Source organism: Paenibacillus sp. CB74, assembly GCF_055687625.1.
Map to the genome: position 1 here is coordinate 450782 of NZ_CM146009.1, position 14417 is coordinate 465198.

At 47.5% G+C, this 14417-nt stretch carries 13 protein-coding genes and 1 other annotated feature; of the genes, 12 read left to right on the forward strand and 1 reads right to left on the reverse strand.

Annotation, left to right across the window (positions count from 1 at the left end; genetic code table 11):
* Positions 1 to 15 precede the first annotated feature (15 nt).
* From aroE to leuS, 9 genes are all read left to right on the forward strand, one after another.
* Positions 16 to 885, forward strand: coding sequence for a shikimate dehydrogenase (aroE, locus tag ACX9NY_RS02005; RefSeq protein ID WP_472476881.1), 870 nt, complete (start codon positions 16 to 18; stop codon positions 883 to 885).
* A gap of 306 nt (positions 886 to 1191) precedes the next feature.
* Entirely contained in the window at positions 1192 to 1485 is a 294-nt protein-coding gene (gene yhbY / locus ACX9NY_RS02010) for a ribosome assembly RNA-binding protein YhbY (protein WP_063567269.1), read from the forward strand.
* Positions 1486 to 1500: 15 nt separating this feature from the next.
* The gene (locus ACX9NY_RS02015; protein WP_339256515.1) at positions 1501 to 2091 is read left to right on the forward strand and encodes a nicotinate-nucleotide adenylyltransferase; all 591 of its coding nucleotides are present in this window, start codon (positions 1501 to 1503) and stop codon (positions 2089 to 2091) included.
* On the forward strand, positions 2075 to 2641 hold the full coding sequence (gene yqeK, locus ACX9NY_RS02020) for a bis(5'-nucleosyl)-tetraphosphatase (symmetrical) YqeK (protein WP_339236117.1): 567 nt from the start codon (positions 2075 to 2077) through the stop codon (positions 2639 to 2641). Before ACX9NY_RS02015 ends, yqeK begins: the two co-directional genes overlap by 17 nt.
* Before the next feature lie 73 nt (positions 2642 to 2714).
* Positions 2715 to 3062: a ribosome silencing factor gene (gene rsfS / locus ACX9NY_RS02025; RefSeq protein WP_253439462.1), complete on the forward strand. Its 348-nt coding sequence runs from the start codon at positions 2715 to 2717 to the stop codon at positions 3060 to 3062.
* Positions 3059 to 3964, forward strand: a complete 906-nt coding sequence (locus ACX9NY_RS02030; protein WP_472476884.1) for a CvfB family protein — start codon at positions 3059 to 3061, stop codon at positions 3962 to 3964. The genes rsfS and ACX9NY_RS02030 overlap by 4 nt, the downstream gene beginning before the upstream one ends.
* Positions 3965 to 4322: 358 nt before the next feature.
* On the forward strand, positions 4323 to 5093 hold the full coding sequence (locus ACX9NY_RS02035) for a class I SAM-dependent DNA methyltransferase (protein WP_339236110.1): 771 nt from the start codon (positions 4323 to 4325) through the stop codon (positions 5091 to 5093).
* A 214-nt stretch (positions 5094 to 5307) separates the two neighbouring features.
* Positions 5308 to 6264 (forward strand): phosphotransferase family protein, encoded by a 957-nt coding sequence (locus ACX9NY_RS02040; protein ID WP_472476887.1) that lies wholly within the window; start codon positions 5308 to 5310, stop codon positions 6262 to 6264.
* Between the two features lie 110 nt (positions 6265 to 6374).
* Positions 6375 to 6644: a binding site (T-box leader), on the forward strand.
* Positions 6645 to 6721: 77 nt separating this feature from the next.
* Entirely contained in the window at positions 6722 to 9166 is a 2445-nt protein-coding gene (leuS, locus tag ACX9NY_RS02045; protein WP_339236105.1) for a leucine--tRNA ligase, read from the forward strand.
* Here the strand turns inward: leuS and comER are convergent.
* Positions 9147 to 9992 (reverse strand): late competence protein ComER, encoded by an 846-nt coding sequence (gene comER / locus ACX9NY_RS02050; RefSeq protein WP_339236103.1) that lies wholly within the window; start codon positions 9990 to 9992, stop codon positions 9147 to 9149. The two genes, leuS and comER, sit on opposite strands and share 20 nt — an antisense overlap.
* A 185-nt stretch (positions 9993 to 10177) precedes the next feature.
* On the opposite strand from comER, the gene ACX9NY_RS02055 reads away from it, so the two are divergent.
* From ACX9NY_RS02055 to ACX9NY_RS02065, 3 genes are all read left to right on the forward strand, one after another.
* On the forward strand, positions 10178 to 10813 hold the full coding sequence (locus tag ACX9NY_RS02055; RefSeq protein ID WP_339256507.1) for a ComEA family DNA-binding protein: 636 nt from the start codon (positions 10178 to 10180) through the stop codon (positions 10811 to 10813).
* Between the two features lie 39 nt (positions 10814 to 10852).
* Positions 10853 to 11374 (forward strand): deoxycytidylate deaminase, encoded by a 522-nt coding sequence (locus ACX9NY_RS02060; RefSeq protein ID WP_339236098.1) that lies wholly within the window; start codon positions 10853 to 10855, stop codon positions 11372 to 11374.
* A gap of 102 nt (positions 11375 to 11476) precedes the next feature.
* Positions 11477 to 14353: a ComEC/Rec2 family competence protein gene (locus tag ACX9NY_RS02065; RefSeq protein ID WP_472476890.1), complete on the forward strand. Its 2877-nt coding sequence runs from the start codon at positions 11477 to 11479 to the stop codon at positions 14351 to 14353.
* Positions 14354 to 14417: the final 64 nt, after the last annotated feature.

The following is a 14417-nucleotide window of genomic DNA, read 5'->3' on the forward strand; positions in this document are numbered from 1 at the left end:
ATCGGAGGCTTACCTATGTCTGAGCAGAAAAAGTTCAACGCTTCACTTCCCGTGTTGCTTGGTGTCATGGGTGATCCTATTGCTCACTCCAAGTCTCCGGCAATGCATAATGCGGCTCTGCTGGCTGCAGGAGTGAATGGAATATATATGCCACTGCATGTTCTTCCGTATCAACTGGAAGCCGCAGTTCGGGGTATTGTGGCACTGGGCTATCGTGGTGTCAATGTCACGATCCCGCACAAAGAGCAGGTTATGCAGTATCTGGATGTGATCGATGAAAGTGCTCGACTCATTGGTGCGGTGAATACCATTGTCAATGAAGGTGGAACACTGACAGGGTATAATACGGATGGTATTGGCTATGTCCGATCTTTGAAGGAAGAGGCTGTACCTGAGCTTGCGGGCAAACGTATTGCGGTACTTGGAGCAGGTGGAGCAGCGCGGGGCGTCATATACGCCCTTGCACTGGAAAAGCCTGAGCATATCCATATTCTGAACCGTACAGCGGACAGGGCTATTGCACTTGCTTCGGATTTACGGGGCCATGGTCTGGGAGAAATCTCGGGCAGTGGCATGGAAGAAGTTGCGAATGTACTGGCTACGGCTGATATCGTGATTAACACAACGTCTGCCGGAATGCATCCGCATGTTGATGACGTACCGGTTGACCCTTCATTGATTCGTGAAGGAGCAGCGGTAAGTGATCTGATCTACAATCCGTTGGAGACCCGTCTCCTTCGGGAGTCACGGATGCGTGGATGTACGGTGCACGGTGGTCTGGGTATGTTTGTATACCAGGGCGCAGTGGCCTTTGAACATTGGCTCGGCATTCCGGCTCCTGTGGAGACGATGAGACGAGCGGTGTTAAACAGTTTTGAAGTGTGAAAATGATATTAAGAGTACAGGCAGACGACGAGTGCAGAACCAATCTCAAGAAACGGAGTGGTCGCTTAAAAGCTTTCTGCAAGAAAGCTGCTTCGGAAGCATAAGCTATAACCGGATTTTCCCTTTGTGAAAAGGGATCAAAAAAATCTGGGGATAACAGCGATCGGAAGATGGTACTGCAATCGGAGTCACCTTGTGTCTCAGTGATCATTTTCACCAGTGAAAAATAATAATTGAATGGTCAGGTCCGGACAGTTTTTGTGCTGTCGATCAGGGCCTGCTCAACATAAGGAGTATGGAGTATTCATGTTAAACGGTAAACAAAAGCGCTTTTTGCGGTCACAGGCACATCATCTGACCCCTGTATTTCAGATTGGTAAAGGTGGAACGAATGAACACCTGTTCCGTCACATCGAAGATGCGATTGAGAAGCGCGAATTGATGAAAGTGCAAGTGCTCAACAACAATGATGAGGACAGAAAAGAGATGGCTGAAGAAGTTGCCCGTGAAACGGGAAGTGAGCTTGTACAAGTCATCGGCAACACAATCATCCTGTACAAAGAATCGCGCGATAACAAACAAATCGAACTACCTAGATAAGGGAGTGTGACGCGGGTGAAGATCGGTATCATGGGTGGTACGTTTGATCCGATCCACATGGGACACCTCCTGGCAGCTGAAGCGGCAAGGGATTCGCATGCACTGGATGAGATCTGGTTCATGCCTTCCCATGTTCCACCTCACAAACGTGGCGCCGGAGCTTCGGGACAGCAACGTCTCGATATGACGGAAGCCGCTGTGAGGGGTGTTGAGCAATATGAGGTGCTGGATATCGAGATGGAACTTGGCGGAGTGTCTTATACAATCGATACGATGAAGGAACTGTGGCGTCGCCATCCTGAACATGAATTCTATTTCATTATCGGGGCGGATATGGTGAACTATCTTCCCAAATGGGAGCAGATTGAAGAACTTGCAGAACGCCTAACCTTTATCGGGGTTGGTCGACCAGGCTTCCAGTTACATCTGGATGATCTTCCAGACGAGTTACAGGATCGGGTCCTACTGGCCGAGATGCCTTTGGTGGATATTTCATCAACAGCCGTACGCAGACGTCTTGCCAAAGGACATTCGGTACGCTTCATGATTCCTGATGAAGTGCACCAATACATTGTAAGGAGCGGTTTATATGGCACTAAGCCGTGATGAACTTATTCAAGCCGTATCCGGACAAATGCCGGAGAAACGCTGGAAGCATACACTGGGTGTAATGGAATCGTCAGTGATGTTGGCTGAAAAATACGGTGCTGATCCTGTGAAAGCGGATCTGGCAGCGATATTGCATGATGTGGCGAAGTACTGGCCCGTAGCGGAGATGGAAGCGGTCATCCGTGATAACGGATTAAACCAGGAACTTCTGCAGCATGACAAACAGCTCTGGCATTCCGAAGTCGGTGCTTTTGTAGCCGAGCGTGATTACGGTGTAGAGGATTCCGAAGTTATTAATGCCATCCGGTGGCATACCTCGGGTCGGGTAGGCATGAGCCTGTTGGACAAAGTGGTATGTCTTGCCGATTATATTGAACCGGGACGAGATTTCCCTGGAGTGGATCACATTCGCGAACAGGCTGAACATAGTCTGGAGGAAGGATTAATTGCCGGATTCGATTCGACGATCAGCTTGCTGATTTCGCAGCGCCGTGTTATTTATCCGTTAACCGTGTTGTCACGCAATGACTTGATTACTCAATTATAGTTGTTCAAAAAGTTCACTTTTGATTATAAAGGATCTTTTTGAACACACAAATATAGATTATGGAGGTTGGTTCATGACAGTATCATCGAAAGAACTTATGAATATGGCGGTTGCTGCCGCTGACGACAAAAAGGCATCCAATATTGTAGCGTTGGATCTGATTAATGTTTCCCTGGTGGCCGATTATTTTGTTATTTGTCACGGGAATTCCGATACACAGGTACAGGCCATTGCCACTGAGATTCGCAAACAGGCTCATGCAGCTGGAGCGACGATCAAAGGTATCGAAGGTATGGATTCCGCACGTTGGGTACTGATGGACATGGGCGATGTAGTTGTTCATATCTTCCACCGCGACGAGCGTGAATACTACAACATTGAACGTTTATGGTCTGATGCCAAAGTGGTGGAAATGGTATGAGTTTGATTGCTGGAACAGTCGTCTCTTTGTCGGTGTCACGTGAAGTGTCTCCGTTTGGTTTCTTTTTGACGACAGGATCGGAAGATGTACTGCTTCACTACACCGAGCTAACACGGGATATTAAGATTGGTGAGACACTTGAGGTCTTTGTATTCTTTGATACGGAAGATCGTCTGGCTGTAACGATGAAGAAGCCTTATCTCATGCTTGGCGAAATGGCACGACTGGTTGTGGCTGATGTTCACCCACGACTGGGTTGTTTCCTGGAAATGGGACTTGGACGGCAATTGCTGCTTCCTATTCGTGAATTGCCTGAACTGGAAGAACTGCGTCCTCAAGTGGGGGATGAAGTCTTTGTCATCATGGAACATGATAAGCAAGGACGTCTGCGTGCCAAATTGGCCGGGGAACGTGAACTTTCACCATTGGCTTTCCATGCGCCAACTTCATGGTTAAACGAGTGGGTTGAAGCGACGGTATACAAGCCACTGCAGATGGGTACTTTTGTACTTGTAGAGGGCGGTGTACTTGGCTTTGGTGCAATTGGCATGATTCATTCATCTGAACGTAGTCATATGCTGCGTCTTGGTGAGAAAGTGAAGTGTCGAGTGACACTGGTACGTGAAGACGGACGTGTGAATCTGGCCATGACTCAGCTCAAACAAGTTGGACGTAACGAAGATGCAGACAAGCTTCTCGCCTTTATGAAAGAGCGTCCTATGGGCGGCATGCCATATTCGGATGCAACTCCACCGGATATCATCAAGCAGCGCTTTGGCATCAGTAAGTCTGCGTTCAAGCGTGCCTTGGGAAAATTGATGAAGGACGGATTGGTGGTCCAAAAGGAAAGCTGGACGTATCTGTCCGAATCTGCTCCTAAGGAACAGAATGAAAACAAATAATTTTTTTGATTGAATATTTCGTAATATGAAACTCGGAGAAGGCAGGGATAGGCTGGGTAAACACCGGATACCCCTGCTTTTTCTCTTGTTATATAAATTGAACCAAAATTACACGAAACGGAGAGGACAGAAAGAACCTGAAGAAGCGTAGCGTTCGCCTAAAAGCTTTCTGAAAGAAAGCTGCTTCGGAAGAATACGCTATCCCCGGATTTAATCCTTTATAAAAGGAATCAAAAAAATCTGGGGATAACAGTGATCGGAAGGTTGTTCTGTCATTGGAGTGCCCAGTGTAAATATTCTTTAGTTCAATTTATATAGATCAGGATTGAAAAATGAAATTGAAAGTGCGGTGCCTGACATGTCTTACCGGAAATTTGCCTATGTCTACGATGAATTAATGGAAGATATGCCTTATCCGGACTGGATAAGGTTTGCAAGAACAGCATGGGAACAGCATGGAATGCCCAAAAGTGTCGCTGAACTTGGCTGTGGAACGGGCTCTATTACAATCCCGCTCGTGAACTCCGGTTTCGAAGTTACAGGCATTGACCTGTCAGCAGATATGCTGTCGGTTGCGCGTAGCAAGATGGAGGCTACGCCTCAGGGTCATCGCTTGTATCGGGAAGGCAGCGTACGTTGGGTGCAGCAGGATATGCGAGACTGGCGAGTTCCGGAACCTGTGGATTCGGTGATATCATTCTGCGATTGCGTCAATTATCTGCTTGAACAAGAAGATGTCGTTCGAACATTCCAGCGGACATATGAGATGCTGAAGCCGGATGGAACGTTTTTGTTTGATGTGCATCATCCCAATACGCTTATCCGTTATGATGAGGAGCAGCCTTTTGTGCTTGATGAGCGCTCCGTATCTTATATTTGGACTTGTGATTTGGACCAGGATCGCTGTGAGATTGAGCATCATCTCAGTATTTTTTCACGTGTGGATGACGGCAGCAAGGATATGTATCAGCGGTTTGAAGAAGTTCATGTCCAACGTGCATATAACCCGGACTGGATGAAGCTGGAGTTATCCAAGGCAGGTTTTAGAGATGTGAAGGTATATGCAGATTTTGAATGGAAAGAGGCAGGAGACAGCGCACAGCGCTTGTTCTACGTTGCTGTGAAGTAGGTATAAAAGATAAAAACTGTTCCTTATGTTGTATGAGGGCAGTTTTTTTATTTCTCGTAAAGATGGATTGACATGTTTCTGTGATCGGGCGAAGAAATGCTTGGAAAGACCCAAGAGCGTGACAAAAAGTATTGCCAGCTAAAGTAAAGGAGGCGATAATAGTCGGATAGAAAGCGTTTTCTATGGAAACAAATAGTCGAGGTGAGGTGTGGAAGTGGAAAGTACATATAAAACAAGACTCTCGTCAGAACAAATAAATGCCATAATCGAACAGCATCTATCTGCAAGTATACAGGACTACAAGGAAATGGTGGATGGCTGGGCCAATCATGCATATCTCATTACATTGAGTGACCAACAGCAAGTGGTACTCAAAATTGCCCCTTCGGCTTCCACCAATCTGATGCGCTGTGAGCAGGATCTGATGATTGCTGAGGTCGAGGCACTGCGTCTCATCGGCGAGTTGAAGGATGTTCCCGTACCCAAAGTTCTGGTTTATGATGATTCGTTAACCATGGCTTCAGCGCGGTATTTTATCATGGAGTACATGTCTGGAACACCCTATAATCAGGTCAAGGATCAGTATTCTGCGGAAGAGCAGGAAGCCGTTGAACAACAACTGGGGCGTTACAATCGTCGAATAAATGAAATCAAGGGCGAGAAGTTCGGATATTTCTCGGAGCAAAAACAGCGTTATTCCACATGGAAAGAAGCCTTTATGAACCTGATGGAAGACGTTCTTGCCGATGGGGAAGAAGCCGGGATTACATTTTCGATGGATCACTCTGAATTGAGACGTTTGATTGAAGAGAAATCGGATGTGTTGGACGATGTAAAGGAACCTGCGCTTATCAGTTGGGATCTGTGGGATGGCAATGTTCTAGTAGACAAAGTTCGCATCACAGCAATTATTGATTTTGAACGTTCACTGTGGGCAGACCCTCTGATGGAGCATTATTTCAGTCATTTTAACTATACACCCGGTTTTGTGAAAGGTTATGGGCTTGCGATTACGACTGAAAGTGAGCTAAAAAGAAGAAGTCTGTATGACTTGTACTTTGATCTGGTGCTGCGCATTGAGTGCGCTTATCGGCAATATGACAATCAGGAACATGTGAATTGGACTATTCATAACCTGGAGGAAGGAATTGAGCGATTTCGGTTATCCTGAACAGCACCAGCGTTATGAAGGATACAAACTGTGATCTTCAAGAAGGCAATTATAAGGTGTAATATTGACTTTGGGCTTGCTTTTTTATATAATGGTCCCGATATTGTATACATATTTCGATGATAAGGATTAGTAGTGATTTCTGTACATCACAGAGAGCCGGCGGTTGGTGCAAGCCGGTTGACAGTAAATTGCGAACTCGCCTTGGAGAAATGCGGTGATTACACCATCCTGTCTAACCTGCTAAGTATAAGCTGGAATTCAGGAATGGAAATCCGCATCGGTTAACCGCCGTTACAGGTCCAAAGGGAGTGGATGACGAAGCACGTTCGTCCGCTAACTAGGGTGGTACCACGGGAATTCAACCTCTCGTCCCTAGCGCTGCAAACGCTACGGGATGCTGAGGTTTTTTTGTTGCAATTAAAGCTAAGCGAGTAACCTGAAGGAGGAACAATAGATGAGTGAGAATAACCAGCCGAAGCACGGCTATCAGCCACAAGTCATGGAAAAAAGTTGGCAGCAATACTGGGATGCCAATAAAACGTTTAAAACGGGTGAGGACCCTGCTAAACCGAAATTTTATGCACTGGATATGTTCCCTTATCCATCCGGTTCAGGTCTGCACGTAGGTCATCCGGAAGGATATACGGCAACGGATATCGTTTCCCGTTACAAACGTATGCGCGGTTACAATGTATTACATCCGATGGGGTGGGATGCTTTCGGTCTGCCTGCTGAGCAGCATGCATTGGATACAGGTGAACATCCACGGCATATTACATTCCGCAATATTGACAACTTCCGTCGCCAGATCAAATCACTCGGTTTCTCTTATGACTGGGATCGTGAGATCAGCACAACGGACCCTGAGTATTATAAATGGACACAATGGATCTTTATCCAGTTGTACAATAAGGGCCTCGCTTATGTGGACGAAGTCGCAGTAAACTGGTGCGAAGCACTTGGAACGGTACTGGCTAATGAAGAGGTTATTGATGGCAAGAGTGAACGCGGTGGACATCCGGTTGTACGTAAACCGATGCGTCAATGGGTATTGAAAATTACCGAGTATGCAGAGCGTCTGTTGGAAGACCTGGAAGAGCTGGATTGGTCTGAAAGCATCAAGGATATGCAGCGTAACTGGATCGGTAAATCGACAGGTGCAGAAGTTGTTTTTGCCATTGAAGGTCGCGAGGAAGTTATTAAGGTATTCACTACCCGTGCGGACACATTGTTCGGTGCGAGCTTTGCAGTACTTGCTCCGGAACATGAATTGGTAGAAGCGATTACAACGGATGACCAACGTGAAGCGATTCAGGCTTATCAGGAACAGGCTTCTCGTAAGAGTGATCTGGAACGTACGGATTTGGCCAAGGACAAAACAGGTGTATTCACTGGTGCTTATGCAATCAATCCCGTTAATGGTGCAAAATTGCCGATCTGGATTGCTGATTACGTTCTTGCAGGTTATGGTACAGGTGCGGTTATGGCTGTTCCAGGGCATGATGCGCGTGATTGGGAATTTGCGAAGCAGTTCGGTCTGGATATCATTGAGGTTATTCAAGGTGGAGACGTTACACAAGAGGCATATTCCGGTGATGGCGCACATGTGAATTCCGATTTCCTGAACGGACTGAACAATGAAGAAGCAGTTGCCAAGATGATTGCCTGGTTGGAAGAGAACGGTAAAGGACAAGGGAAAGTAACCTATCGTCTGCGTGATTGGCTGTTCAGCCGTCAGCGCTACTGGGGTGAGCCAATTCCGATTCTGCATCTGGAAGACGGAACGATGAAGACCGTACCGGAGGATCAACTTCCACTGCTGCTGCCTGATATCGATCAGATCAAACCTTCGGGTACTGGAGAATCACCACTGGCGAATGTTACGGAGTGGGTGAATACGGTAGATCCGGAAACGGGAATGAAGGCGCGTCGTGAGACCAACACCATGCCACAATGGGCGGGTAGCTGCTGGTATTACCTGCGCTTTATCGATCCGCACAATGACAAGGAACTGATCTCCAAGGAGAAACAGCAGCAGTGGCTGCCTGTTGATCTGTACATTGGCGGAGCGGAGCACGCGGTGCTTCACTTGCTGTATGCTCGTTTCTGGCATAAAGTGCTGTATGATCTGGGTGTTGTGGATACCAAAGAGCCGTTCCACAAACTGGTGAACCAAGGTATGATCCTAGGCACGAACAATGAGAAAATGAGTAAATCTCGTGGTAATGTCATTAACCCGGATGAAATTGTGAATGAATTCGGTGCGGATACATTGCGTCTGTACGAAATGTTTATGGGACCATTGGAAGCGACAAAACCGTGGAATGCAAACGGGGTTGAAGGCATGCACCGCTTCCTGTCACGTGTATGGCGTCTCTTTATTAACGAAGATACAGGAGCCATCAATGACAAGATTACGGTGGACGGTGGAACGGATGAGTTCAAGCGGACTGCTCACAAAACGATCAAAAAAGTGACGGAAGATCTGGAACATCTGCGCTTCAACACATCTATCAGCCAGCTGATGATCTTCATCAACGATGCATACAAAGCCGATACACTGCCTCGTGAAGCGATGGAGAACTTTGTGCAACTGCTGTCACCACTGGCACCGCATATGGCAGAAGAACTGTGGAGTCGTTTGGGTCATGAAGGTGGAATCTCTTACGTGGCTTGGCCGGAATATGACGAGTCCATGACAGTGGATGCGGAAGTAGAAATCGTTGTTCAGGTAAACGGTAAAATCGTAACTCGTGCGACGATCGCGAAGGACTTGGATGCACAGGGTATGCAGGACTTCACGATGGAGCTGGCACCTGTTAAGCAGGCGCTGGAAGGCAAGACCATTCGCAAGGTCATTGCCGTTCCAGGCAAACTCGTTAATATTGTTGCCGGTTAATCTCACCGGCTCGAAATAGTTCATCCAGCTTTAACAAATCTTCATCATATTTGTCATGTGTCGTGCGGATCAGGCTGTCGAAAACACCGTCGAGACTAACCTTCAGCAGTGCAAGTGCCTGAGCGGTAATACCGCCAGGTACAGCGACACGAGCTTGAAGCTCTTGCGGCGTGTATCCTCCTTCGGTAAGCAGCTTGCCTGTTCCCAGAAGCATTTCGCCAGCCAGAGCGCAGGCATCTGCTCTTTTGATGCCTGTCAGCTTCACGGCACTTTCGATCCATTGTTCCAAAAAGAACGATATGAATGCAGGTCCGCAACTGGAGAAGTCGGATGTGATTCGTGTACAGGCTTCGTCCACTTGGTACGGCCTGCCTATATGACTAAGCAGACTTTCCAACACAGCGCGGTCTTCATTAGTCATTCGTTCGCCGTGTATACACAGGGACGCGCCGCTGCCAACCTGGTGTGTGACGCTGGGAATAACCTTGGAGACTTTGCAAGGAAGTGAAGATTCCAGATGGCGCAGCTGCACGGGACTGGTGATCGAGACAATGATATGATTGGGATTCACGACAGGCAGGATGTCGTCAATGACATGTTTGAATTCAAGCGGCTTCACGCACAGGAAGATGATATTACTTCGGATCACCGTTTCCCGATTGCTCTGGGATTCATGCAGACCGGGGTAACGGAGGGATAACTGTCGTACTTTGGATGGGGTTCGATTGCTGGCCGCGATCTGCCGGGGCTCAAGTGCACCGGATTGAATTAGGGCATAGATCAGCAGGCTGCCCATGCTGCCGGTTCCGATAAATCCAACCTTCATTGTTCAGGCCTCCTTTCATGCTTTACGGTACTGGCGCAGTTCATTCCCTCTATTCTATGCGTGAGGACCTGTTTCACATGACATGAAAAATGCATAACTTGTTTCATCAGGGATGTTCAACGGTTCGGAAGCACCGCCCGTGTTCGAAATGAATGATTTTGAATTCAGGGAGAGGTGTGGAAGAAATGAGATGGAACAAAGGAATGACCATTGCTGCTGCGGTGGTTGGAAGTATACTCATATTATGGTCGGGCAAAAGTGAACAACCACCTAGTGGCTGGGAACCCTTGCAGCTCGGCACCGAGAAGCCGACGTTAGAGCAGGAACTTCCTGCTGTACAGTCGGCTACTTCGGTTCAGGGCAAACCAGGGGCATCTTCAGGAACGGATGCAAATGGGATGCATACTGGGAATGATGCAAAGGTAGGAGAGTCTAAAGAAAGCTTGATTGGTGCAGTCGAAGGTGATCCAGTAGCCCAAACTCCAACTCAGACGAACGATATTTCATTGGTTACTGCTGCTTCGACTGAACCGGTAGTGCAAGATACGAAATCCAATCCTTCGGTTACCTCCGAGACGGCATCAAGTAGTAATTCATCTATCGTTCGTGAGGAAGCAAGCGATAATGGCAAGATTGATGTGAATAGTGCACCTCTCTCCAAGCTTACAGAGCTCCCCGGAATCGGAGAGAAGAAAGCTCAGGCCATTGTGGACTATCGGAATGCACATGGTCCTTTCACAAAAGTTAGTGATCTGACAAAGGTCAAAGGAATCGGCATGAAGATGCTGGAGAAGATGGCACCATATGTGCAGATCCGGTAATATTAGAATAAAAAATGTGTTGAGCGGGAGGAAAGCAGCATGAGTACAGTAGAGGTACGCAAGGACTGGGATACGTATTTTATGGACATCGCGTATATGGTTTCCACCCGTTCCCGCTGTTCGCGTCGTCATGTAGGTGCCGTGCTAGTTCAGGGAAAGAAACTGCTGGGAACAGCCTATAATGGTGCACCCACTGGTGTTCCGGACTGTTCTGAAGCGGGTTGCATGATATCGGAAGAATATGAGTTGGTTGTGACTGATGGTCAGGAAGAAATGGTGAAAAAGCAACGCTGCATTCGCACAATCCATGCGGAGCAAAATTTGCTTTTATTCACAGATCGAATCGACCGCGAAGGCTCGTCTGTGTATGTGACCGACGAACCTTGCTGGACATGTGCCAATATGCTTGCGAACAGTGGTATTACAGAAATCGTGTTTCATCGCTCTTATCCTAAAGATACGCGTAAGGTTACGAATATGATGGAACAGAAGGGCATAACGTTCCGCAGGCTGGAGAATTACCAGCCCCCGCGGGAAACGATGATGACTGTGAGCAATTAATGTGAATATGGTCGAATATGCGAGGGAGAACCTCCGGCAAGCCTGAATTGGCTTTTCGGGGGTTTTTCTGCGTTCAACGCGTGACGTGAAGGAGGGAGACGCATGAAAGGCAGACCTTTGCTGACTTTTACGATGTGCTGGTTATGCGGTAGCGGGATGGCATGTGTGTTAACCGGTTGGACGTTAATCTGGGGAATGATTGGAGCGCTGGCGTGTCTGCCACTTCTGCTTCGTTTCATAGATGTACGTGGATGGTCCATTTTCTTTTTACTCGTTGCCCTTATTGGAGGTGCTACACATTGGGAATGGAATGACGCACGCAATCACAGTAGCCTGTCCGAGACTACTCATATCGCTACTAAAGAGCTTGACGGTTCGGTAGCCGAAATTCAGGGTGAGCTTGTGTCGGATGTACGTATTGATGGAGATCGGGCTGACTTTAAGATACAGATGTCTTCAATAATGCCCTTATCGGATTCATCAACAGATACAAGTCTGGCAACATCATCTGCATTCAAAATAGATGAACAATTGATGGTACAAGTCAGACTGTTGGAGGAAGAAGAACAACAAGTAGCAGCGGGCTGGAAGCGGGGTGATTTAATCACACTTGATGGTTCATTTGCCCTTCCGGGCGAAGCGAGGAACTTTGGTGGGTTTGATTATCGCAGTTATTTGCGAACCCTCCATATCCATTGGTTGTTCAAAGTGAAGGGAGTCGGCTCGGTCACAGCTACGCCTCCTGAGGGCATTGGACAATTTAACGTACTACGGTGGACGGATTGGACGAGGCATAGGTTGGGTTCGGCGATAGAGCAGTTATTTCCTGAGCCCCATGCAGGCTATATGAAGGGCTTGATCATCGGGATGGCTAATGATATTGATCCAGGAACTTATGGTCAGTTTTCACAACTGGGTCTAACGCATATCCTGGCGATCTCCGGAACTCATGTCGCTGTATATGTAGCTTCTCTTCTCCTTATTCTATCCTGGTTAAAGCTTACCAGAGAGACGGCACTCACGATTGTTCTGATCCTGGTGCCAGCTTATGTACTGTTATCCGGTGGTTCACCTTCAGTCATTCGGGCAGGGATTATGTCCATGATTGGTTTGTATATGGCACGCCGTGGTCTCGCCAGAGACGGTCTCCAGATGATTAGTGCAGCAGCTTTGCTGATGATGTGGTGGGACCCGTACTTTTTGCTAAGTGTGAGCTTCCAGTTATCCTTTCTCGTAACCGCAGGTTTGATGATCTACATGCCGTTGATTAGCCGACTGTTCGGCAGTTGGCCGAAATCTCTTGCTGCAACAGCATCGGTTACGGTGACCGCTCAGCTGATTTCTTTTCCAGTAACCATCTTGTATTTCAACCAATTCTCATTGCTCTCATTTGTGGCCAACTTTCTACTGGTTTCTCTGATTAGCGCCATTATATTACCTCTGGGGACGGTCGCCATGCTATTGTCATTCATATGGGTTCCCTTGGCGAGACCTCTCGCATGGATTGCGATTCAACTGAATCAGCTGACATTTGTAAGCGTAGAGTGGATGAACAGCCTGCCAGGTTTTGTGTTGATCTGGGCAACACCTTCCCTGTTGTGGATAGCCGCATATTATACCGTGTTGTATGCCTTACTCTACTTGTTGCATCGTGGCAATGGTGAACAGCGGGAAACGGCGTTTATTGAGGAGGATACAGCTCCTCTTGTGAGGCGACAACATATAGTTTCCATGGGGAATAGGGGCATTCGCTCTTCGATGTCTAACGTGGCACAGGATCAGGATCAAGGTAAGAAACGTATAGATGGAAAAGAAACTTCGTTAACCATATTAGGAGCCAGTATTGCCTGGCCGGAGTATACAAGTGCATTTACCGCACGAGGTGCAGGTTATTATGCACATGAACGAATGAGTAAAGCTCAGCAATGGTTGTGCGGTTTGCTCGCGCTCAGCTTTGTTGCTGGCTTGTGGTGGGCATATCAGACTCCCAAGCCTGCTGGAACCGGCATTGTGCAGTTTTTGGATATTGGACAAGGGGACGGTACGTTGATCACAACCCCGGAAGGCAAACACATTTTGGTGGATGGCGGGGGAACAGTTAACTTTGGGAACACCGAGCAATCGTGGAAAACAAGACGTGATCCGTATGAGGTCGGAGCCAAGGTGGTTGTTCCTTTATTGAAAAAGAGAGGCATCCACCAACTGGACGCTGTCATTGTAACACATGCCGATCAGGATCATGCCGGAGGGCTACAGGCTGTGCTGGAACAGATTCCGGTTAAACATTTCATGTTTAATGGAACGACCAGCGGTAAGGAGAACTTTGATAAGTTACTGAATACAGCCATGGAACGAAAAATTCCTCTGTACGCCATTCAGCAGGGTATGACTTATAAGGCTGATAAAGAGACAAGTTTACGTTTTATAGCTCCAGATCTGGCGCATATGGATGTACATGATCCAGGTAATATGCCTGTGTCGGAACACCAGAATCATGATTCAGTTGTCTTTTTGCTGGACATGGCTGGCACTTCCATGCTGTTCACCGGGGACATGGATGCAGCAGCCGAGCAGGACCTGCTCTATATGATTCAGGACGGCTCATTGGCTGCCCAGTTTGAACAGAAAGGTGCAGATATTGGAGTTACAAAGGGAGTTGTACAAAGGGGACTTACAGGCCTGTTGCCGGAAAATTCAAATATTGCTCCACCAGCATCTGTCTCCATAGACGTGTTAAAGGTCGCTCATCATGGGAGTAAAACGTCGTCAACCGAAGCCTGGCTCCAATACTGGAACGCCAAAACCGCCGTGATCTCTGCTGGTGTTAATAATACATATGGGCATCCCAATCCGGGAGTGATGGAACGTCTGGAAGCTACCGGGTCAGAGATTTATCGGACCGATCAGATGGGTGAGGTACAGATGAAAGTGAAGGATGGAAAGATTGATATCCGGTACAAGTTGGTTGCAGATGAGTGATGGATTTTATAAGAAGGTATAGGTGAGCAGGTTGAAGAGTTTATAAGAACGGATATTACAGCAT

Bases quoted from the DNA above. Each gene is read 5' to 3' on its own strand.
- aroE (WP_472476881.1), top strand. From the start codon at position 16: ATGTCTGAGCAGAAAAAGTTCAACGCTTCACTTCCCGTGTTGCTTGGT.
- yhbY (WP_063567269.1), top strand. From the start codon at position 1,192: ATGTTAAACGGTAAACAAAAGCGCTTTTTGCGGTCACAGGCACATCAT.
- yqeK (WP_339236117.1), top strand. From the start codon at position 2,075: ATGGCACTAAGCCGTGATGAACTTATTCAAGCCGTATCCGGACAAATG.
- rsfS (WP_253439462.1), top strand. From the start codon at position 2,715: ATGACAGTATCATCGAAAGAACTTATGAATATGGCGGTTGCTGCCGCT.
- ACX9NY_RS02030 (WP_472476884.1), top strand. From the start codon at position 3,059: ATGAGTTTGATTGCTGGAACAGTCGTCTCTTTGTCGGTGTCACGTGAA.
- ACX9NY_RS02035 (WP_339236110.1), top strand. From the start codon at position 4,323: ATGTCTTACCGGAAATTTGCCTATGTCTACGATGAATTAATGGAAGAT.
- leuS (WP_339236105.1), top strand. From the start codon at position 6,722: ATGAGTGAGAATAACCAGCCGAAGCACGGCTATCAGCCACAAGTCATG.
- comER (WP_339236103.1), bottom strand. From the start codon at position 9,992: ATGAAGGTTGGATTTATCGGAACCGGCAGCATGGGCAGCCTGCTGATC.
- ACX9NY_RS02055 (WP_339256507.1), top strand. From the start codon at position 10,178: ATGAGATGGAACAAAGGAATGACCATTGCTGCTGCGGTGGTTGGAAGT.
- ACX9NY_RS02060 (WP_339236098.1), top strand. From the start codon at position 10,853: ATGAGTACAGTAGAGGTACGCAAGGACTGGGATACGTATTTTATGGAC.
- ACX9NY_RS02065 (WP_472476890.1), top strand. From the start codon at position 11,477: ATGAAAGGCAGACCTTTGCTGACTTTTACGATGTGCTGGTTATGCGGT.